This window comes from Paenarthrobacter sp. RAF54_2 (assembly GCF_052113945.1).
Classification (GTDB): Bacteria; Actinomycetota; Actinomycetes; order Actinomycetales; family Micrococcaceae; genus Arthrobacter.
The window spans coordinates 122,073-142,966 of sequence record NZ_JBFRDV010000009.1 but is presented as its reverse complement, the minus strand read 5'-3'; the positions used below and the strand labels follow the sequence as shown (position 1 = coordinate 142,966).

General features: G+C 62.8%; 17 protein-coding genes. 10 read left to right on the top strand and 7 right to left on the bottom strand.

Translation table 11 applies throughout. The features are described from left to right. The first annotated feature begins 31 nt into the window (after positions 1-31). The 3 genes from AB4Y87_RS11620 (at position 32) to AB4Y87_RS11610 (ending at position 4,379) form a co-directional block, all read left to right on the top strand. Positions 32-1,231: an allantoate amidohydrolase gene (locus AB4Y87_RS11620; RefSeq protein ID WP_442004490.1), complete on the top strand. Its 1,200-nt coding sequence runs from the start codon at positions 32-34 to the stop codon at positions 1,229-1,231. Then, positions 1,228-2,577, top strand: a complete 1,350-nt coding sequence (locus tag AB4Y87_RS11615; protein WP_442004489.1) for a formimidoylglutamate deiminase — start codon at positions 1,228-1,230, stop codon at positions 2,575-2,577. Before AB4Y87_RS11620 ends, AB4Y87_RS11615 begins: the two co-directional genes overlap by 4 nt. Before the next feature lie 332 nt (positions 2,578-2,909). Then, positions 2,910-4,379 (top strand): sugar porter family MFS transporter, encoded by a 1,470-nt coding sequence (locus tag AB4Y87_RS11610; protein ID WP_442004488.1) that lies wholly within the window; start codon positions 2,910-2,912, stop codon positions 4,377-4,379. A gap of 51 nt (positions 4,380-4,430) precedes the next feature. Here AB4Y87_RS11610 and AB4Y87_RS11605 read toward each other — a convergent pair whose 3' ends face one another. From AB4Y87_RS11605 to AB4Y87_RS11595, 3 genes are read right to left on the bottom strand one after another with little or no spacing between them, the layout of a single operon-like run. Then, on the bottom strand, positions 4,431-5,669 hold the full coding sequence (locus AB4Y87_RS11605) for an MFS transporter (RefSeq protein WP_442004487.1): 1,239 nt from the start codon (positions 5,667-5,669) through the stop codon (positions 4,431-4,433). A 33-nt stretch (positions 5,670-5,702) separates the two neighbouring features. Then, the gene (locus AB4Y87_RS11600; RefSeq protein WP_442004486.1) at positions 5,703-6,152 is read right to left on the bottom strand and encodes a MarR family winged helix-turn-helix transcriptional regulator; all 450 of its coding nucleotides are present in this window, start codon (positions 6,150-6,152) and stop codon (positions 5,703-5,705) included. Positions 6,153-6,201: 49 nt separating this feature from the next. After that, complete coding sequence (locus AB4Y87_RS11595; protein WP_442004485.1) at positions 6,202-6,708, bottom strand: GNAT family N-acetyltransferase; 507 nt, start codon at positions 6,706-6,708, stop codon at positions 6,202-6,204. A gap of 103 nt (positions 6,709-6,811) precedes the next feature. On the opposite strand from AB4Y87_RS11595, the gene AB4Y87_RS11590 reads away from it, so the two are divergent. From AB4Y87_RS11590 to cycA, 5 genes are all read left to right on the top strand, one after another. After that, positions 6,812-7,141, top strand: coding sequence for a PadR family transcriptional regulator (locus AB4Y87_RS11590; RefSeq protein ID WP_431117042.1), 330 nt, complete (start codon positions 6,812-6,814; stop codon positions 7,139-7,141). Between the two features lies 1 nt (position 7,142). Then, the gene (locus tag AB4Y87_RS11585) at positions 7,143-7,508 is read left to right on the top strand and encodes a DUF1048 domain-containing protein (RefSeq protein ID WP_442004484.1); all 366 of its coding nucleotides are present in this window, start codon (positions 7,143-7,145) and stop codon (positions 7,506-7,508) included. Continuing rightward, entirely contained in the window at positions 7,505-8,284 is a 780-nt protein-coding gene (locus tag AB4Y87_RS11580; protein ID WP_442004483.1) for an ABC transporter ATP-binding protein, read from the top strand. The genes AB4Y87_RS11585 and AB4Y87_RS11580 overlap by 4 nt, the downstream gene beginning before the upstream one ends. Next, positions 8,281-9,042 carry an ABC transporter permease gene (locus tag AB4Y87_RS11575; RefSeq protein WP_442004482.1) on the top strand — a complete coding sequence of 254 codons (762 nt, stop codon included), beginning with the start codon at positions 8,281-8,283 and terminating at the stop codon, positions 9,040-9,042. The genes AB4Y87_RS11580 and AB4Y87_RS11575 overlap by 4 nt, the downstream gene beginning before the upstream one ends. A 164-nt stretch (positions 9,043-9,206) precedes the next feature. Beyond that, positions 9,207-10,667, top strand: coding sequence for a D-serine/D-alanine/glycine transporter (gene cycA / locus AB4Y87_RS11570; RefSeq protein WP_442004481.1), 1,461 nt, complete (start codon positions 9,207-9,209; stop codon positions 10,665-10,667). Positions 10,668-10,896: 229 nt separating this feature from the next. Here cycA and AB4Y87_RS11565 read toward each other — a convergent pair whose 3' ends face one another. The 3 genes from AB4Y87_RS11565 to AB4Y87_RS11555 all read right to left on the bottom strand — a co-directional run bounded on the left by AB4Y87_RS11565 (position 10,897) and on the right by AB4Y87_RS11555 (position 14,852). Beyond that, positions 10,897-12,045: a mannitol-1-phosphate 5-dehydrogenase gene (locus AB4Y87_RS11565; protein ID WP_442004480.1), complete on the bottom strand. Its 1,149-nt coding sequence runs from the start codon at positions 12,043-12,045 to the stop codon at positions 10,897-10,899. After that, on the bottom strand, positions 12,045-14,063 hold the full coding sequence (locus tag AB4Y87_RS11560; protein ID WP_442004479.1) for a PTS mannitol transporter subunit IICBA: 2,019 nt from the start codon (positions 14,061-14,063) through the stop codon (positions 12,045-12,047). Before AB4Y87_RS11560 ends, AB4Y87_RS11565 begins: the two co-directional genes overlap by 1 nt. Before the next feature lie 66 nt (positions 14,064-14,129). Then, the gene (locus AB4Y87_RS11555; protein WP_442004478.1) at positions 14,130-14,852 is read right to left on the bottom strand and encodes a TetR/AcrR family transcriptional regulator; all 723 of its coding nucleotides are present in this window, start codon (positions 14,850-14,852) and stop codon (positions 14,130-14,132) included. Between the two features lie 129 nt (positions 14,853-14,981). On the opposite strand from AB4Y87_RS11555, the gene ptsP reads away from it, so the two are divergent. Together ptsP and AB4Y87_RS11545 are read left to right on the top strand one after the other, a co-directional pair. Continuing rightward, positions 14,982-16,682, top strand: a complete 1,701-nt coding sequence (gene ptsP / locus AB4Y87_RS11550; protein ID WP_442004477.1) for a phosphoenolpyruvate--protein phosphotransferase — start codon at positions 14,982-14,984, stop codon at positions 16,680-16,682. A gap of 32 nt (positions 16,683-16,714) precedes the next feature. After that, positions 16,715-16,993, top strand: coding sequence for an HPr family phosphocarrier protein (locus AB4Y87_RS11545; protein WP_224093305.1), 279 nt, complete (start codon positions 16,715-16,717; stop codon positions 16,991-16,993). A 218-nt stretch (positions 16,994-17,211) separates the two neighbouring features. On the opposite strand, the gene AB4Y87_RS11540 is transcribed toward AB4Y87_RS11545, so the two are convergent. After that, positions 17,212-20,880, bottom strand: coding sequence for a GH32 C-terminal domain-containing protein (locus AB4Y87_RS11540; protein WP_442004476.1), 3,669 nt, complete (start codon positions 20,878-20,880; stop codon positions 17,212-17,214). Between the last annotated feature and the right edge of the window lie 14 nt (positions 20,881-20,894).

The window sequence follows — 20,894 nt, the reverse complement described above, 5'->3', positions numbered from 1 at the left end:
TGGTGGCAGTCTTCATCAATCGGAGGAACACGTGGAAACCGTCAATCAGCTCCTTGCCTCAATACAGGATGTGGGCCGCGATGCGGTGCGCGGAGGCTACTCCAGGGCCGTCTACTCAACGCCCGAACTCGATCTCAGGCAGTGGTTCATCGAGCAAGCCAAACAACGCGGCCTTGACGTCGAGACAGATCGCAACGGCATCATCTGGGCCTGGTGGGGAGAGCCACAGGATGGCGCCCTCGTTACCGGAAGCCACCTCGATTCCGTCCCCGGTGGGGGCGCCTTCGATGGACCCCTCGGTGTCGCTTCCGCGCTCGCCGCCGTCGATCTCCTCAAATCCCGCGGAGTTCAGCCGCCGCGTTCTTTGGCCATCACGGTCTTCCCGGAAGAAGAAGGGTCGCGCTTTGGCGTGGCCTGCTTGGGTTCCCGGCTCCTCACCGGCGCCATTGACGTGAACAAGGCACTGAACTTGCGTGACGCCGACGGAAACACCTTCGCCGACATCGCCCGGGACAATGGTCTCGACCCCCGGCACGTTGGCCCTGATTCCAAGGCCTTAGCGCGGATCGGCGATTTCGTTGAATTGCACGTGGAACAAGGCAAGGGGCTGGGACAAGACGGACCGGCTATCGCCGTCGGAAGTTCGATCCTGGGTCACGGACGCTGGAAGATCAGCGTCAGTGGCCAAGGAAACCATGCGGGTACCACTCTCATGGCTGACCGGGCCGACCCGATGGTTGCTGCCGCCCGGATCGTCCTCGCTGTCCGCGACACCGCCGCCAAGCAACCGGATGCCCGCGCCACGGTCGGCCGCTTGTCTCCAGTCCCGGGTGGCACCAACGTGATCGCCTCGCGCGTCGATCTGTGGCTTGATGCCCGCCACCCCGACGACGCCGTGACCGCCCACCTCATCGAAGCCATCTACAGTACGGCGCAGGAAGTCGCCGCAGCCGAAGGGTGCACCGCAATCCTCACGGAAGAGTCCTACAGCGGCACCGTCCACTTTGACCCGGGGCTGAGTCAACGCATCGGCGGGCTCGTGCCCGGGGCTCCTGTGCTGGCAACCGGCGCGGGGCACGACGCCGGCGTCTTGGCCGGATATGTCCCGTCGGCCATGCTCTTTGTCCGCAACCCCAGCGGGATCTCACACTCACCCGAAGAATATGTGGCCGACGAAGACGCATCGGCAGGCACCGTTGCCCTCGCGGATGTTCTGGAGGGACTCCTGTGAACGCGTTTTGGTGCGAAACGGCCATCATCAAAACAGACACTACTGCGCTGGCGGCTGCCGCTGGAGTGCGGATCGAAACGCACAGCGGCCGGATCTCCAGCATTACAACTGAGACTGAACCACAACCCGATGACACGAGGCTGACCGGGATCACCTTCCCGGCGGCTGCCAACGCCCACTCCCACGCCTTCCACCGAGTCCTGCGCGGACGAACCCATGATGGCCGCGGAGATTTCTGGGTGTGGCGGGAGCAGATGTACCGGAGCGCGTCGGAGCTGACGCCGGAGAAATACGAGAAGCTCGCCACTGCGGTCTTTGCTGAAATGGTGGTTACTGGCTTCAGCAGCGTGGCCGAATTCCACTACGTCCACCACCAACCCGACGGCGCGCCCTACGCGGAACCCCATGCCATGGAGCTGGCGCTGGCCAGGGCGGCAATGTCCGCCGGGATCCGTCTCACCCTCCTGGATACCTTGTATCTGGCCGGAGGAATCGGGACGCCCCTCAACCCGGAACAGGCAAGGTTCGGGGATGCGGACGTGCACGCCTGGCTCGATCGATTGAGCTCCCTCCGGGCAGTCATTGCCGAGCAATTTCCCCAGGAACTTGTCAGCGTCGGAGCTGCCCTTCACTCCGTCCGGGCCGTGCCCGAAGAGGATCTGAAAGTTGTGGCCAGGCAGCTCCCGGCAGACATTCCCCTTCACATCCACCTCAGTGAACAGCCTGCCGAGAACCAAGCCTGCCTGGAGGCGTACGGCACCACGCCGGCGGGCCTTTTGGAACGCCACGGCCTCCTCTCGAACAGGCTCTCCACTGTCCACTCCACGCATCTGACGCAGGAAGACATCGCCCTGCTCGGAAATGCCGGCGCCACTGTGGTGATGTGCCCCAGCACGGAAGCCGACCTCGCAGACGGAATAGGTCCCGCGCGTCAGCTTGCCGACGCCGGAGCAGCCATTGCACTGGGCACGGACCAGCACGCAGTGATCGATCCCTGGACTGAAATGCGCATGTTGGAACACGGGGAACGGTTGGGCACAGGCCAGCGGGGCAGATTCTCACCGCAGGAACTTCTGCGGGCCGCCACGGAGGGAGCAGCCCGGTCCATGGCTACGCCGATTGCCCCGTCCGCTCTTGAGGTCGGCGCCGTGTGCGATCTCATGGTTATTGATTCGGCGTCCACCCGCACCGCCGGGTCCCGTCCTTTGCAGATGGCATTCAGCGCAACAGCCAGCGACGTCACCGAGGTCATCATTGCTGGAGAACTGGTGGCCTCGCACGGCGTCCACGCACGGCTCGGCAAGCCGGGCAGCCTTCTGGCGGAGGCACTGAAGGAGCTCTCCTAGCGTCGCGCCTTTACTCTCGTAAGCGGCCGACGGCGCCAGGTGCGTTTGACTCCCGAGGCACCTGCCGCCGTCGTGCTTTGCGTTCAAGTAGTGGCGCCAAACGCGCACTTTCTTGCCCTCCCCAGTCACCTCATGAGCCTTCAGCCCGCTCCCACCCACCAATCAGGATCGGTGCGTTCATTTAATGAATGGGCGTCATCTGAATCGCCTTGACTGGAACTTGGTGGATGGGGCGTGCCACACTGTGTAGCGCGTGTGCACCGGCGTCCCCGTCGGAACAGCCGACGACGTCCGCACCGTGAATCCCACACCACCATTCCCAAGGGAGACCCATGTCCAATCCCAGCACAGTAGGCGTGCCCCCAGTGTCCAGGAAAGTGATCGGCCTGGCCGTCGCTGGAGCGGTGGGCGGCTTCCTGTTCGGCTTCGATTCTTCCGTGGTTAACGGTGCCGTGGATGCCATGAAGGACGAATTCCTGATGAGCGAGGCCGTCACTGGTTTTGCCGTCGCCGTCGCCTTGCTCGGATGCGCGCTGGGAGCCTATCTGGCTGGCAAGGTCGCCGACCGTTACGGCCGCATTCCGGCGATGAAGATCGGTGCCCTCCTGTTCCTGGTGAGCTCCATAGGTACAGGGCTGGCGTTTGGTGTGTGGGACCTAATTTTCTGGCGCTTGGTTGGGGGCTTGGGCATCGGCCTTGCTTCAGTCATCGCACCGGCCTACATTTCCGAGATTTCCCCGCGGCACGTGCGTGGCCGTTTGGCGTCGCTTCAGCAGCTCGCCATCACTACCGGTATTTTTGCTGCACTGCTGTCCGACGCCGTCCTGGCCAACTCCGCCGGCAGCGCGGGCAGCACGTTCTGGCTCGGGATGGAAGCCTGGCGCTGGATGTTCATCGCGTGCGCCGTGCCGGCCGCCGTGTATGGCTGGATCGCGTTCCGCTTGCCCGAGTCGCCACACTTCCTGGTGCTCAACGGCAGGGAAGACCAAGCTCGAAAAATCTTCGATACCCTCATCCCCAACGACGATACGGAACGGCACATCCGCGATATCCGCGAATCCATCCAGCAGGACCAACTGTCCACCAAGAAGGGCTCGCTGCGGGGCAAGACATTCGGCCTGCAGGCAGTGGTCTGGATCGGCATCATCCTGTCGGTGCTTCAGCAATTCGTTGGCATCAACGTGATCTTCTATTACTCCACCACGCTGTGGAAAGCGGTCGGATTCCAGGAGAAGGACTCCCTGACCATCTCGGTCGCCACGTCCGTCACGAACATTCTGGTGACTCTGGTAGCCATAGCACTGGTGGACCGCATTGGCCGCCGCCCCATCCTGCTGACCGGCTCCATCGGCATGGCTGTCTCGCTCGGCGTCATGGCGTTGGCCTTTTCCTCCGCTGTCGGCTCGGGCTCCGAGATCAGCCTCCCCGGCGCTTGGGGCCCGGTTGCCCTCGTGGCGGCGAACGTCTTCGTGATCAGTTTCGGTGCTTCCTGGGGGCCGCTCGTGTGGGTGCTGCTTGGCGAGATCTTCCCGTCCCGAATCCGAGCCCGCGCGCTCGGACTGGCGGCGGCCGCGCAATGGATCGCCAACTTTGCCATCACCCTCAGCTTCCCCATCATGGCGGCGGGTTCGCTGCCACTGACGTACGCCTTGTACGCGGCGTTCGCTGCGGCGTCGTTCTTCTTTGTGATGTTCAAGGTTCCCGAGACGAACGGTATGTCGCTGGAGCAGGCCGAGACGCTCTTCGTTCCCAAGGGCGCACCGGTGGCGCCGCTGCCGGTCCCGTCCAACGACCCCAAGTAGCGCGAAAAAGCCCGACGGATTCCGTCGGGCTTTTTGTGTTTAAGGGGACGGCTACACGAGGTGCGGCTCGTGCGACCTCAGGTACCCGCGGCCTCCGAAGGCGATGAGAATCGCGATCACCATGGCAACAGCACCGGCAAAGAAGGGCACCTGCGGCCCAAAGTGCTCGCCCAGCTGGGCGGCGGCGAACGGAGCCAGCGCACCACCCATCCACCGCACAAAGTTGTAGCCGGCGGATGCGATGGGTCGCGGAGAATCGGAGACGCCCATGGCCAGTTCGGTGTAAATCGTATTGTTGATGCCCAGCAGGGCACCTGCCGCGATGACAAGCACGACGACGGTAGTCACCGAGTGCCCGGCAGCAAGTCCCAGCCCAAGGAGGTCGAGCATCAGTGCGGCCAAGGTGCCGGTCAGGACCTTTACAGCACCGAAACGCTTCTGCAGCACGGGAGCTACGAACACCGAGAACACGGCGACGGCAACTCCCCAACCGAAGAACACTCCCCCGATGCCGTATGCGTCCATTCCGAGGATGAACGGCGTGAAGGCGAGGATGGTGAAGAAGCCGTAGTTGTAGAACAGGGCGCTTGCCGCCGTCGTACTGAGGCCCTTGTGTCCCAGCGCAAGGAGCGGATCCCGCAGACGTGACTTCCTGGCGGGAGCGGGCGTCTTGGGAAGCAAAGCCAGCAGTGCAATGAAAGCGGCAGCCATGAGGACCGCGGTTCCAAAGAACGGTGCCCGCCACTGCCAGCCGCCCAACAATGCCCCAAGAAGCGGGCCCAGCGAGATACCCAGGCCGAGCGCCGCTTCGTAAAGAATGATGGCCGTTCCGGTACCACCACTGGCCACACCGACGATCACGGCCAGGGCGGTCGCGACAAAGAGGGCGTTACCCAACCCCCAACCAGCACGGAAACCCACCAACTGCTCAACACTGCCGGACAAGCCGGACAACGATGCGAACACCACGATCACGGCCAGCCCGATCAGTAGCGTCTTCTTGCCGCCGATGCGCGAGGACACGAAGCCGCTGATCAGCATAGCGATCGCCGTCACCAGGAAGTAACTCGTGAAGAGCAAGGAAACTTCGCTGGTGGACGCGTCCAGGTTCTTGGCGATTGCCGGCAGAATCGGGTCCACGAGTCCGATGCCCATGAACGCGAATACGGCTGCGAGCGCGGTGGCCCACACGGCCTTCGGCTGTTTGAGGAATGAAGCCTTTTCAGCTTCGAGGGTGGTTTCGGTAGTTGTCTCGGCGCTTTTTGAAGCGTCAGCCAGTTGGCGTGACATTCAAGGGCTCCTTGTCGGTGCGTTTGGTTCTGGTTAGTTCTGGAATGAGCTGTTGAGCTTGCTGATGATGGGGAGCGCCGCGGCGAGTTGCTCGATTTCATCGCCGCTCAGTTCCTGGAGCAATTCAGCCACCATCGCGTTTCGGCGCTGGTTGGCAGATTCGACGGCGGCGGTCCCGGCTTTAGTGATAACCACTTGGACTGCGCGGGAGTCGTTGGCATCAGGCTGCCGGCTGACGAGGCCTGAGCGTTCGAGTTTGATGATCTGCTCCGTCGCGCTGGGGACCTTGATCCCCAGGTTCTTGGCGATGTCTCCCACGCGGAGTCCGCCGTCGGAAATCATCGAGAGCAGGCTGAGCTGCGCTGCGGTGAGTTCACCTTCCGGATCCAGGCGGCGGAACATGTACACGCCCAGACGCAGTGATTCGCGGAATTGCTGCGCTATATGGAGAAGCCGGGGGTCGGAAGCCGAAGTGCTCGTCATATTTAGGTAGCCTAATAGTTAGGTGACCTAAGAGTCAAGCGTAAGCGGGTCAAAGCTTCAGCTTCATGCCCTCATGGCTAGCGACAAAACCCAATCGCTCATAGAAACGATGTGCAGCCGCGCGGGACTTGTCAGTGGTCAGCTGGACCAGGGAGCATCCCCGCGCCCGCGCCTGATCGATCGCCCACTGGACCATGAGCGCGCCCACCCCCTGCCCGCGGAGCGCATCGTCCACACGGACCGCCTCGATCTGGGCACGCAACGATCCCCTGCGCGACAGGCCTGGCAGATAGCTGAGCTGGAAAGTAGCAACGACCTCCCCGCCGAGTTCGCCCACCACCAAAAGGTGGGCGGGGTCGCCGTCGATCATTTCAAAAGCACGCTCGTACGGAGCAAGGTCGTCCAGATTTTCGCGGGTAGCGCCCAACTGGTCATCTACCAGCAACGCAAGGATTCGCGGCAAATCAGCCTTGGTAGCGCGTCGAAGACTAAAGGTTCCGGAGTCGACGTCGGCAGTCATCAAAGCGGGCGCGGCGGCAGGGTCTGTGGTCACCATCCCAGCATGCCACTTCATTCAGAACTCAGTATTGCTAAGTACCGGTACCTAGTTCTACTATGTAGTGGTAGCTAGTAATACTGAGTAGTGAAGGAGGTGTCCGATGGGCAAGCAGATGACGGAGATGCTCAAAGGCACATTGGAGGGCATTGTGCTGGCCCTCCTGACCGGAAAGGCAGCGTACGGATACGAGATCACCACACTGCTCCGGGAGCAGGGCTTCACCGAGATCGCTGAGGGCACTGTGTACGCGCTGCTCGTCAGGATCGAACAAAAGGGGCTGGTGGACGTCGAAAAGCGCCCGTCCGAAAAGGGACCACCCCGCAAGGTGTACACGCTCAACGCGCAGGGCAAAAACGAACTGGACGAATTCTGGAACACCTGGAGCTTCTTGTCCGAACGGCTTGAAGAGCTCCGCAAGGAAGGAAACTGACATGGCAGCAAAATGGATCGAACTGGTGACCGGTTCGCTCGAGCAGAAGAAGCAGTACAAGCAGGCCAAGGCTCGGCTGGATGCCCTGCCTGAGCCCTACCTCACGGTGGCCACGGCGTTCAATCGGTACCTCATGTACTACGGCGGGGTTACCGAAGGGGACACCATGGTGCAGATGTTCACGGACCTCGCAGACCTGTGGGAACGTGCCGCCATCGACGGAACGCCGGTGAGCGGGATCGTGGGCGAAGATCCGATCGAATTCGCGGAGGCCTTTGCCCAGGCCTACGGCGGGAAGCGCTGGATTGATAAGGAACGCGAGCGCCTCACGAAGGCTGTCGATAAAGCTAAGGAGGCTGAATCATGACCGCAACGGCAATCCGGGTAGAGGGCATCGAGAAGTCGTACAAGGATCTCCATGTTCTGCGCGGGGTGGATTTTGAGGTAGCGGCCGGCAGCATTTTCGCCCTCCTCGGCTCCAACGGAGCGGGCAAGACCACCATGGTGAAGATCCTGTCCACCCTGCTGAAAGCGGACGCGGGCGCTGCCGCCGTCGAGGGTTTTGACGTTGCCACCGAATCGCTTCAGGTGAGGCAGTCCATCAGCCTGACCGGGCAGTTCGCGGCAGTGGACGAGGTGCTGTCCGGCAAGGAGAACCTGATCCTGGTAGCGAAACTGCGACACCTGAAAAACCCAGGCATGATCGCCGACGAGTTGCTGGCTCAGTTCAGCCTCACTGAGGCAGGATCCCGCAAGGTGTCGACATACTCCGGCGGCATGCGTCGCCGCCTGGACATCGCCATGAGCCTGATCGGCAACCCGAAGGTGATCTTCCTGGACGAACCGACCACCGGCCTTGACCCGGAAGCCCGCCTGGAGGTGTGGAATATCGTCAAGAACCTCGCGAACCAAGGGACCACGGTCCTGCTCACCACCCAGTATCTGGATGAAGCTGAGCAACTCGCGGATCGGATTGCGATCCTTCATGAAGGACGCATTATTGCGAACGGCACCCTGGCCGAGCTCAAGCAACTGCTGCCGCCAGCCAAGATCGAGTATGTCGAGAAGCAGCCGAGCCTGGAGGACATCTTCCTGGCCTTGGTTGGCACTGGTAACAACGAGTCAGTAAAGGACAGGTCATGAGCACCCACTTCTTCGCCGACACGTCCGTGCTGCTGGGCCGCTCAATGCGGCACATCTTCCGCAGCGTGGACACCATCATCACCACAGCGATCACTCCAATCGCCCTCATGTTGTTGTTCGTTTACGTGTTCGGCGGCGCGATCAGGACTGATACGGACAACTACGTGAACTACCTCTTGCCGGGCATCATGCTGATCGCCATCGCGTCCGGCATTGCATATACGGCAGTCCGGTTGTTCACGGACATGCAGAGCGGCATCTTCGAGCGCTTCCAGTCCATGCCGATCGCACGCTCTTCGGTTCTGTGGGCCCACGTTCTGACTTCACTGGTAGCCAACGGGCTCTCGCTGGTGATCATCGTGGCCGTAGCCCTCCTCATGGGCTTCCGGACTTCGGCAAGCGTGCTGGACTGGCTGGCCGTTGCAGGAATCCTGGCGCTCTTCACCTTGGCACTCACGTGGATCGCCATCATTGCCGGCCTCTCGGCGAAGTCTGTGGATGGCGCCGGCGGATTCTCCTACCCGCTGATCTTCCTGCCATTCATCAGCTCGGCCTTTGTCCCCACGGAGACCATGCCCGGACCAGTCCGCTGGTTCGCCGAGAACCAGCCCGTCACGTCCATCGTGAACACCATCCAGGATCTGTTCGCACAGCGCCCCGTTGGCGGCGACATCTGGGTTGCACTGGCCTGGTGCCTGGGGATCCTCGTGCTCGCCTACGCTTTCGCGGCGGCAGCGTATCGGCGGCAGATCGCCTAAGGACTTGGCGTTTGAACCAGGCCTAAGCTCCCCCGTTTTCCACAGGGGAGCTTTCGCCGTGAGAGCCGATTAGCCATTGGTCAGACATTAGCTATAGCTTTATCGAAACAGATTTGTAACGGCCGTCACCATTTTGGTGGGCTCTTCGAAGGGTTCTTGAACTAATGTCCGATCAGACAACACAGGCGCAGACCGGCGTCTCCAGCAGGGACAGCGAGCCCCACCTGTCACGCTCGCTCAGCAACCGCCACATCCAGCTCCTTGCCATCGGCGGGGCCATCGGAACCGGCCTCTTCATGGGCTCGGGCAAAACCATCTCCGTGGCCGGGCCCTCCGTGATTTTCGTGTACATGATCATCGGCTTCATGCTCTTCTTCGTCATGCGCGCCATGGGCCAACTCCTGTTGTCCAACCTGAACTACAAGTCCTTCAGCGACTTCGCCGGCGACCTCCTTGGGCCGTGGGCAGGCTTCTTCACCGGCTGGACCTACTGGTTCTGCTGGGTGGTCACCGGTGTTGCGGACGTTATCGCCATTGCCGGCTATGCCAATGAGCTGTGGCCAGGCGTTCAGCTGTGGGTCCCGGGAATTGCGACCATCATCATCCTGCTCCTCCTGAACCTCCCCACCGTGAAGGCATTCGGCGAGACCGAGTTCTGGTTCGCACTCATCAAGATCGTTGCAATCGTCGCGCTGATCGTCGTTGGCCTGGTCATGATCTTCACCGGCTTCCAGTCCAACGCCGGCACCGCCAGCTTCACCAACCTCTGGAGCCATGGCGGGTTCTTCCCCAAGGAATTCATGGGCTTCGTGGCCGGCTTCCAGATCGCTGTCTTCGCATTCGTGGGCATCGAGCTGGTGGGCACCGCCGCTGCAGAAACCAAAAACCCGGAGCACAACCTGCCCCGCGCCATCAACGCCATCCCGCTGCGTGTCATGCTCTTCTACGTAGGCGCCCTCATCATCCTCATGTCCGTCACCCCGTGGACCGAGTTCAAGGCAGGACACAGCCCGTTCATCGCCATGTTCTCCCTGGCAGGCCTCGGCATGGCGGCAACCGTGGTCAATCTCGTGGTGCTCACATCGGCCATGTCTTCGGCCAACTCGGGCATCTACTCGACGTCGCGCATGGTGTTCGGCCTGGCCAACGATGGCGACGCACCCAAGGTCTTCGGCCGGCTCTCCAGCCGCAAAGTACCCCAGAACGCACTGTTCCTGTCCTGCGTCCTGCTGCTGGCCGGCGTCGTACTCCTCTACGCGGGCAAGGACGTCGGCGCGGCGTTCGACATGGTGACCACGGTGTCCGCGGTCTGCTTCATGTTCGTCTGGTCCATCATCCTTGCCAGCTACCTCGTGTACCGCAAGCGCCGTCCCGAGCAGCACGCGGCGTCGCCGTTCAAGATGCCCGGCGGCATTCCGATGGTGTGGGTTGTTTTCGCCTTCTTCGCCTTCCTGGTCTGGGCTCTCACCACGCAGCCGGACACGCTCACGGCCTTGCTGGTGACGCCTATCTGGTTCGCGATCCTTGGCATCGCTTACGCCGTGGTCCGCAAATCACCGCTGCACCAGGCGCGCGTGGCGGAATGGAAGGCGATGGCGGAAGCCGAAACGGCGGCAGCGCGCTAACCCCTCCCGACGTTCTCTCACATCCCGCGGGTTTTTGGGCGACCTTCTCTCACATCCCGCGGGGTTCGGGTAAGTTCATCGCGGCTGGGACGGATTGGTAGGAAAGCCTTCGACGTCGGCACCCAAGGCTGGGTGCCGACGTCGCGCTCTTATGTGAGAGAACGTCCGCCAAAAGGCTTCACGACGTGAGAGAACGTTCGCCAAAAGGCCGCAGGATGTGAGAGAAGAATCAAGCTTCGGCTTTGCGGTCCTCTATGAGTTTCTGGAGGGCCGGGAACAGCGGGTGCGACGGCGGAAGTTCGGTGATGCGTTCGACGGCGGCAGCCGCGTCCAGCTCGGAGAGCATGTTTGCGAGTTCCACGGCTTCGTCGTCGGATCCGTCGTCGAAACGAAGGGCGGCCGACATCGCCTCCAGCAACGCGACCGGAGTTACACCACGCTCCGCCAACTCAGCCGCTGGGCCGACAAACCGCTCGTGCCGGCCAAGCTTCCGCAGCGGTGCCCGGCCGACGCGGACCACGGTATCCGGCAAGTACGGGTTGTTGAAGCGGGACAGGATCTTCTGCACATACGCTTCCTGCTCCGCCTCCACGAATCCGTGTTTGGCCACCAGCAGTTCCTTTGTCTCTTCAAGAACAGCCCTGACCTTCGCCGCCACGGACGGATCGGCCATGGCATCGGAGATCTTCTCCAGGCCCGCCGCGTAGCCGAAGTACGCAGCAGAAGCATGCCCGGTATTCACGGTGAACAACTTGCGCTCGATGTATGGGCCAAGCTCATCCACGAACGTCGCTCCCGGAATGGCAGGGACGTGGTCACCAAACGGCGTGCGGTCGATGACCCATTCGTAGAACGTTTCCACGGTGACATCCAGGCCCTGGCCCGGATCCTGATTCGGGACAATTCGATCCACAGCGGTGTTGGCGAAGACAGCCACTGAGTCCAAATCAGCGGCGGAGTCGTCCCAAGCTGCCCGGACCTCCACGTGCAGGAGGTGCGTTGCGTTGATGGCGTTCTCGCATGCCATCACCTGCAGCGGCGGCAACGAAGGCTCCCGTGCTGCGAGCCCGCGCGCGATCACCGGTGCCACGAACTTCAGGATGTGTGGCCCCACCGCGGTGGTGACCACATCCGCCGTCGAGATTTCCTCCACAACGGCGGCTTCCTGCGTGCTCGAGTTCAGCGCGCGGAACCCGTCCACGGTTTTGACCGCGGGGTTCTCGCCAACTTCATGGACTTCGTAGCTGCTCGCAGAGGCGAGCTGGCTGATCAGCGCGTCCGCAACATCCGCGAACACCACCTCGTAGCCGGCTTCGTGCAGCAACAGCCCCACGAAGCCGCGTCCGATGTTGCCTGCCCCAAAATGGACTGCCTTCACTATGCGTTGACCTTTCCGAACAGCTCCAGTACTTCCTCAACCGTGGTCGCTTCCTCCAACTGGGCAACCTGGGCTTTGTTGGTGAAGATCTTGGCGATCGAGGACAGGATGTGGAGGTGCTCATTGTTGAGGCCAGCGACGCCGACCACGAACTTCACTTGCTTGCCGCCCCAGTCGATGCCCTCGGGGTACCGAATGATGGAAACTGCGGAGTGCCGGATGTGTTCCTTGGCATCGTTGGTGCCGTGCGGGATCGCCAGGAAGCTGCCCATGTACGTGGACACGGATTCCTCGCGTTCGTGCATGGCGTGCACGTAACTGACATCCACGGCGCCGCGGTCCAGCAGGAGCTGCCCGGCTTCGTCGATCGCGGCATCGCGGTCGTGTGCCATTCCGTTCAGCACAACGCTCTCGGGGAGCAGGACTCCTTTACCCCCGACGGCGGCGGCCGGCTCGGCGGCATGGGCACCGTGCGTGGCGGCTGCTGTTGCTTCCACAGCTCCGTCGGCGTACGCGGCGGCCGGGCCTTCGGTGTTGCTCGTCTTGACCAGCTCAACGATTTCGTCGTACTTGGGGCTGTTCATGAAGTTGTCCACCGAGTAGTGCACTGCGCTGGCTGTCCGGGGCTGTGCGCGTTCGGTGAGGTCTTCATGGGTAACGACGACGTCGTAGGAATCGCTCAGGTTGGCGATGGCCGAGTTGGTGACCTTGACCTCCGGGAAGCCGGCGGCCTTGATCTTGTTGCGCAGGACCGAGGCACCCATTGCGCTGGAGCCCATGCCGGCGTCGCAGGCGAACACGATGTTCTGAACGGGGCGGGTAAGGACGGTGCCGCTGCGATCGCTTGCCCGGTCGCCTACCAAAGCCGAAGAGACGGAGCTCTTTTTGCCCTTCATGGCTTCCATACGCGATGTGGCTTCGGACAGATCGTCCTCGCCCTTGTCCTTGGAGGTGCGCAGGATCAGTGAAGCAATCAGGAAGGAAACAGTGGCTGCCAGGACTACGGCCAGGATCACGCCGACATAACTGTCACGGGAGGTCTGGGCGATCACGGCAATGATGGATCCTGGCGCGGCAGGAGCCACGAGGCCGGAGTTGGTGATGGCCAGGGTTGCGATGCCCGTCATGCCGCCGCCGATGGCAGCGAGGATCAGGATGGGCTTCATCAGGACGTACGGGAAGTAGATCTCGTGGATGCCACCGAAGAACTGGATGATTGCGGCACCTGGAGCGGATGCCCGCGCGGCGCCACGGCCGAAGAACATGTAGGCCAGCAGGATACCGAGGCCGGGGCCGGGGTTCGCTTCGAGCAGGAACAGGATGGACTTGCCGTGATCCAGGGACTGCTGAATGCCCAGTGGGGTCAGCACACCGTGATTGATGGCGTTGTTGAGGAAGAGAACCTTTGCAGGCTCAATGAAGATGCTGGTCAGAGGAAGCAGGCCATTGTTGACCAGGAACTCGACAACGGTCCCAGCGCCTTCGGTGAACCGCTTGACAACCCATGAGAGGCCATAGAATCCACCCAAAGCCAACGCTGCGCCCCAGATACCGGCGGAGAAATTGTTCACCAGCATCTCGAAGCCCGGCCGGATCTTGCCATCCCAGAGGCGGTCAAGTTGCTTCATGGTCCATCCACCCAGCGGGCCCATGATCATGGCGCCGATGAACATTGGCGAGTCCGTACCCGCAATGACACCCATGGTGGCGATGGCGCCCACCACGCCGCCGCGGACGTCATAAACCATCCGGCCACCGGTATAGGCAATCAGGATCGGAAGCAGATACTTGACCATGGGGCCAACGATGCCCACGTTGGGAACTCCCTCGGCATTTGTGCCGAAACCGCCCAGTTCCGCGACCGGAATCCAGCCTACTTTGATGAACAGGGCCGTGATGAGGCCCCAGGCGATGAAGGCGCCAATGTTGGGCATGATCATGCCGGACAGGAATGTTCCGAACTTTTGGACGCCAACGCGCAGGCTGGTGCGGGGCTTCGCAACGGTCTCTGTTGCCATGTGAATTCCTAACGTGTGTCCCGCGGCGTCGCGGGGTCAGTCGATATAGATCGAGAGAGAACAGCCTTAGGAGCTGCTGGAAATGCGGTGAAGCCACTCAAGGAAGAGCTTCAATTCAGAGCTGGAAAGTTGGTCCGAATGCGAGGCCTGCAGTGCCGCATTCAGGGCGATTGCCGCAACAACCACGGAGGACTTACCGGAGTCCTCCGGTGCGGCGCCACGGGCGGTATCCGTGGAGACGGCGAAAATCATGGAATCCCGGGTCATCGTTGAGAGCTCGAGGTTCCTTTCTTCCACCGGTTCGGCGATGAGCATGAGCGTTACACCCACGTTGGCCGCGAGGATGCTTCGCGCCGCTTCGCGGGGCGGCACGTTGATCTGACCGGCGATGGCGGCCTTGTTCAGCATTTCTTCCAGAAGCGCTTCAGCATCGGCCACGATTGCTGGGCGGCTTTCCGGTCTGATATTGCCAAACATCACCAGATACAAGTGGGGTTGGCTCAGCCCGAACTGGACGTGGTTGTCCCACATCCGCCGGACATCTTCCAAGGGCTCCCCGGACGGAGCAAAGTCCCGTTCCCCCGCCACGTACTCTTCAAAACCGGCGGAAACGACGGCGTCGAACAGTCCTTCTTTGTCTCCAAAGTGGTGGTAGAGCGTTGGGGCCGTAACCCCGGCCAACGCTGTGATCTGGCGCGTAGAGACCGCTGACCCTTCCGAATTTGCCAACAATTCAGCAGCTGCACGGAGCAACCGAACTTTTGGCGGAAGCTGGTCATCGAAACTCATAACCGCTACCCTAGCACCTATAGCGTTGCTATATGAAGTGGCTCACAACAGAATTTTGTAGGCTAATTTCGCAGGCTCGTGGTGCCGTTGCCGGTGGGTCTGAACCAACACGCAGGAACAGAGGATTCAGTGCAGAATTTCCAAGGAGTAGGGGTAAGCCCTGGCCGCATCATTGGTTCCGTCCGCCAGATGCCCAAACCGGTGAGTGAACCGCCGTCGGGCGAGCGGTTGGCCGCAGACGTCAGTCCGGAGGACGCCGTCGCGGGCTTGAAAGCCGCAGCGCAAGCCGTCCACGACGAGCTCAAGGGGCGCGCGGACTCTGCCTCCGGCGACGGCAAGGCCGTCCTCGAGGCCACCGCGCTCATGGCTAAGGACACCATGCTCCTGAAATCCGCGGCCAAGCTCATCAACGCGGGCTCATCCGCGGAGCGGGCCATCTGGGAAGCCGGCGCTTCCGTTTCCGAAATGCTGCACAACCTGGGCGGCTACATGGCCGAACGCGCCACGGACGTGCTGGACGTGCGCGCCCGCATTGTGGCTGAGCTGCGTGGAGTCCCCGCGCCAGGCATCCCTTCTTCGGAGACGCCCTTCATCTTGCTGGCGGAGGACCTTGCCCCCGCGGATACCGCAACTCTCGACCCCGAGAAGGTGCTGGCCCTGGTGACCTCGGGCGGCGGGCCGCAGTCGCACACGGCGATCATCGCCCGCTCGCTCGGCCTTCCTGCTGTTGTCGCGGCTCATGGCGTTGATTCTGTTGTGGATGGCAGCGAGGTTTACGTAGACGGGGCCGCTGGCCTCGTGGTTGTTTCCCCCTCGGAGGAGCAGCGCTCTGCAGCAACCGCCTGGGCGGAAACGTCCGCTACGCTGGCCGCCTTCGACGGAAACGGCGCGACGGCGGACGGCCACTTGGTCCCGCTCCTCGCCAACGTGGGCGGAGCCAAGGATGCAGTGGCAGCAGCTGGCCTCGGCGCCCAGGGTGTTGGCCTGTTCCGCACCGAGTTCTGCTTCCTCGAGCGCGATACCGAACCCTCTGTCGACGAACAGGCCGCAGCGTACAAGGCTGTGTTTGATGCGTTCCCGGGCAAGAAAGTAGTGCTGCGGACCCTCGACGCCGGAGCGGACAAGCCACTCCCCTTCCTCACCGACGCCACCGAACCCAACCCTGCCCTTGGTGTCCGCGGCTACCGGACAGACTTCACCACGCCCGGTGTTTTGGAACGTCAACTCGAAGCCATTGCCCGGGCCGCTGCTGAGTCCGAGGCCGACGTCTGGGTCATGGCCCCGATGATCTCGACGGCTGCCGAAGCCGGTCGGTTCGCCTCATTGTGTGCTGCTGCCGGCATCCAAACGCCTGGCGTCATGGTGGAAGTTCCCTCGGCTGCTTTGACCGCCGCCTCCGTGCTCCGGGAAGTTGGCTTCGCTTCACTGGGCACCAACGACCTCACCCAGTACGCCATGGCCGCCGACCGCCAACTCGGGCCCCTCGCGGAACTGAACACCCCATGGCAGCCCGCCGTCCTAAGGCTCGTGCAGCTCACGGTGGAAGGTGCAGCGCAGGAAGCATCCGGCCGGGAAGGCGACAGCAGGCCGGTGGGCGTCTGTGGCGAGGCAGCCGCGGACCCGGCCCTCGCCGTCGTACTTACCGGACTCGGCGTCAGCACGCTGTCCATGACCGCGCGCTCGCTGGCCGCCGTCGGGACTGTGCTGAAGACCGTCACCCTGGAGCAGGCGCAGGAACTCGCCCGGCTGGCCCTCACCGCGCCGAGCGCTACCGAGGCCCGCGAGTGGGTCAGGGCCAAGCTCCCCGTGCTCGAAGAGCTCGGTCTTTAAGTTCCGTTACGTAATACCGCTAGGAGAAACCCATGCCCGAACGCACAGCCACCATCGCCAGTCGCTCCGGCCTGCACGCCCGGCCCGCCGCCCTGTTCGCCGAAGCGGCAGGCGAGCAGCCGGTGGAAGTCACCATTGCCATGCAGGGCGAACCCGCCGATGAAGCCCTCGACGCCGCCAGCATCCTTTCGCTCATGACGCTCGGCGCCGCTAAGGGTGACGTCGTCGTGCTGCGGGCCGAGGGCGACGGGGCCGACGCTGCCTTGGACGCGCTGGTGGCGTTGCTGGAGACGGATTTGGACGCGGAGTAGTTCTTGCGCGGCGCGTTCGGCTGCCCGATTCGATGATTCGCTGCGCATCATGCCGTGCGCACGGCACAGTGCGCAGGGAAGCAGCGAAATGGGTGACTCGGCGAGCCTCATCAGGGTAGCTTCGGGCTATGAGATGTGCCCGATTCGATGATGCGCTGCGCACTAGACGGTAGGAGTCGTCTGGTCTGCAGCGAGTCATCGAATCGGGCTCGCCCGGCCTATGGCAGCGCGGTCACCACCAAGTCTTGGTACGCCGCGCGTCCGTCGAACACGTTGAGCCCCACCCTGCCGGAGGCCAGCGCCGAGTCAGAGACGTCGATCAACTGCGCTCCATCCACAGCCACCGTGATCCTGTTGCCAACAATCGACGTGTCCAGGGCATAGCTCACCCCGTGGCTCAAGACCGCCGGAACGCTCGCGAGCACCGTAAACACGCCGTTGTTCAACGAGAACACCCGCGCCACGCGGAGATTCGGGTCCAGATTCATGTAATAGGCGCTGGATCCATCGGCGGAGGATCTGAGCAACACCGAACCCGCGCCGCCGTACCCTTTCTCCGGAGCCAGGCCACCGTTGAGCGCGTCGCCGGCAAAGGCTTCGCCGCCGAACCGCACCGTTGCCTGCACCCGCACATTGGTGAATGCGGCTGCGCTCATGGCCGTCGAGTCCTTGTCGAACGTACCCGCCAGGCCTGCGCCCGTGCCCTCCCACTTGCCGCCGGGGACCACTGAATATGTGCCAAGGTTGTGGCGAGCCGTCCCGCCCGCGGCAGGCAAAACGTTCGACGGCGGCGCGGTGGTCAGGCGGGCCGTGTCGCTGAGCTGGTGTACTTTGACGGACACCAGCCGGGCATTCCCTCCGGTGGCTGTGAAGGAGAGGCCTGTGGAGGAAGGGTTAGGGAAGATCAGCGAAGTGATGGCCGCTGTACCGTCGCCACCGAAGACTTCCACCGAGGATGCGTCCACCAGGATTCGGAGCTTCACGCGACGCTCGGAACCCACCACCGTGGAACTCCACGGTGCTGTGGAATTGTCCGCTGCGGAACCCGCGAAGTACCGGGTGAAGTCCTCCCGCCCGGCCGTGCCGCGGTCCACGGTGAGTGCGGCAGCACCGGCGTCGTATTTAACGATTGTTTCTTGAGCGGGAGTACCAGTTGAGCCGGCCCCTTTCCTCAGCCCGAACGCGAAGGAGGTGGCACCACCGGAAGAAGGAATCCCAACCTCCGCTTCGAGCTCGAAAGATCGTCCGGAAGCACCCGCAAGCGCGTTCGCGGAGCTCGGCGTCACAGTGACATCGGAGGCCTGCCAGGTTGACGTTCGCAGCGACTCTTCCTCCACAACGGGAGCCTGCGTCAGCCGGAGCCCTGCGCCGGGAACATCAGCGAGTTTGAGCTCCCGCGGGATGGACAGTTGCCCATTCCAGCGGCCTGTGGGCGGGCTGAACGCGTAGTCCCAGTTGCTCATCCAACCGATCATGATGCGCCTGCCATCGGGCGCGCCGAAGAAGCTCATTGCTGCGTAGTAGTCCCGGCCATGGTCAGCCTGCAATACCTGCGAAGCGGTGGTGTCGGGCATAAATGCTGTACCGTTCCACGCGCCCGTCACGTATTGCGCCGCGGAGCCGTTGGTAGGGCGGACCGCACCAGTACTCCACCACAGCACCCAGCGCTTGACCCCGGGCTGTCCCTCCACAGGCATTTCGAAGAAGTCCGGGCATTCCCACACGCCCCCGCGAACCCAGTCGCCGTAGCCGAAGGTGCTGGCGAACGTCCAGTGGATGAGGTCTGTGGAGGAGTAGAAGCGGATGTGGTCGCCCGCAGCCACCACCATCACCCATTTACTGGAAGCCGCATCCCAAGTGACCTTGGGATCGCGGAAGTCCCAACCGCCGTCGGGGCCACCCGGGTTTTCCACCATCGGAGCGGTCAGGACCGTCTGCCAAGTGCGTCCCTTGTCCTTGCTGTAGGCGGCGCGAACTGATTGATTTCCGTTCCACGCATCGTGGTTGAAGCTGGTGTAGTAGGCGATGAGCCCGGATCCGCCGTCGAACAGGCCGCTGGAATCGGAGGCGTCCACCACCGCCGAGCCAGACCACGACTCCCCCGCGGCCATGTGCGGGAGGGCGATGGGCAGTTGCTTCCAGTGCATCAGGTCGGTGCTGACGGCATGCGCCCAGCGTCCGCGGTCCTGGTGGAAGAGATGATATTCGCCATCGAAAAAGACCAGCCCGTTGGGGTCGGAACTGTTCCCGGAGTTCTGGCTGTAGTGGTATCCAGGCTGGTAGAGGCCGTTCATATACTGATCCACATCGTCTGCACGGACGTTCTGGAACCAGGCCGTTCCGGTAGCCAGCAGGGCGAAACCCTCTCCGGCGGAGGCCGGTACTGCGCCATTTAGCACGGGCGTGCCATTAATCAACACAGACGCTTCGCTGCCCTGGACAGTGAGCTGGACGCGGTTGAGTTGGCCGGCTTTGAAGCTTGTGGAGGGAAGGTTGCCGGAGTGCAGCAACGCCCCGGTGGCCCGGTTGTACAGCTTCGCCGTGCCCGCTCCTGGGTCGATCCTCAGTTCCACGCCGCCGCTGCCGTCGGCGCCGCTGCGGACCACCACTGAGGCGGTTGCCGGGGAGGTGACAGTCAGGTCCAAGGAGGCAACGACGTCGGACGCCACCGCCGGAATGAACCGCGCCGCTGTGCCACTCGCCGCGTAGGCGCGCAGGCCAGCGGAGTCGGGTTCCCACGAACCGGAGGCAACACGCCAACCCTGCAACGACGTCTCAAGTCCTCGAAGCGTCATGCTCTGGAACACGGCGGTTCCATTGAAGGAGCCCAGCCCGACATGGCCGGAAGCGTGGGCGGAATCCGTGGCGGTTATGACCGGCATGGCGCCGTCGGGGTCCAGGAAGTCGGTCTGCCAGTAGACGGCCAACTGGTTACCGAGCGCGGTGACCCGAAGGCGATAGACCTGGCCGACGGTGATGGCAGTGGTGAACGTCCCCAGCGTGGCGTCGTCCGAGACCCTGTACAGGCGCAAACGTCCGGCGTTCGGGTCCACCTCGGCCGCGTAACCCGAAGTACCTGAGTCGTTGGTGCGGAACAGTGCCGTCCCCACGCCATATTGTGAGGTGACTTGGATGTCTGTGGAAAAGTCGACGTCGGTTGGTGACTGCCCCGTCGCGACGGCCCGGATGTTGCTGTTCGACGGCGCGACTCCGCGGAATCCGGTGGCTGAAGCTTGCCAGCCCGTGCCCGTCAAGGCCCATCCACTCACATTCGCGTCAATAGTCCGCACGCCGGGAGCGCCGAAAGACACTGTCCCGTTGAACGCGTGCAGGCCCACCCGGCCCGATTCGTAGCGGTAGTCCGTGGCGTCAATCCTTTTGATTCCATCGACGGCCACATAGATGCGCGGGCCGTCCACATGAACATCCACGATGTAGGCCTGTCCAGTATTCAGCGCTACGGAAGCCGGAGCCACGATGTCCTGTCCGGTCGCGAGGTCGAACAACCTCACCCGGTCCAGGTTGGGGTCGATCGTCGCGGCGTAACCCGCACCGGCGTCGGGTGTTGTGCGGAAAACAAGCGCCCCCACACCGTAGGGACTCCCGGCGTCGACCGTCACCGAGGCCGTATACCGGGCGGTTCCCGCAACCACCTGCTCGCTGGTGGCCGCCGCATTCTGGCCGGAAAGCGCGACGGCGGTGTACCCGCCTTGCACAGTCCGGGTCCACGAACCGCTGATTCCGACCACATCAGGGACGGGGCTCGTGGTGCTGTTGAGGGTGACCGGCGCGGGATCGAGGGCCACCGCCGGAGCAGCGTCCCCCGTCCCGGCCAAGCCAACACCAAGGACCGTGGCCGTGAGGCCGGCAACTATTCTCTTATGCATTCAGATCGCCTTTG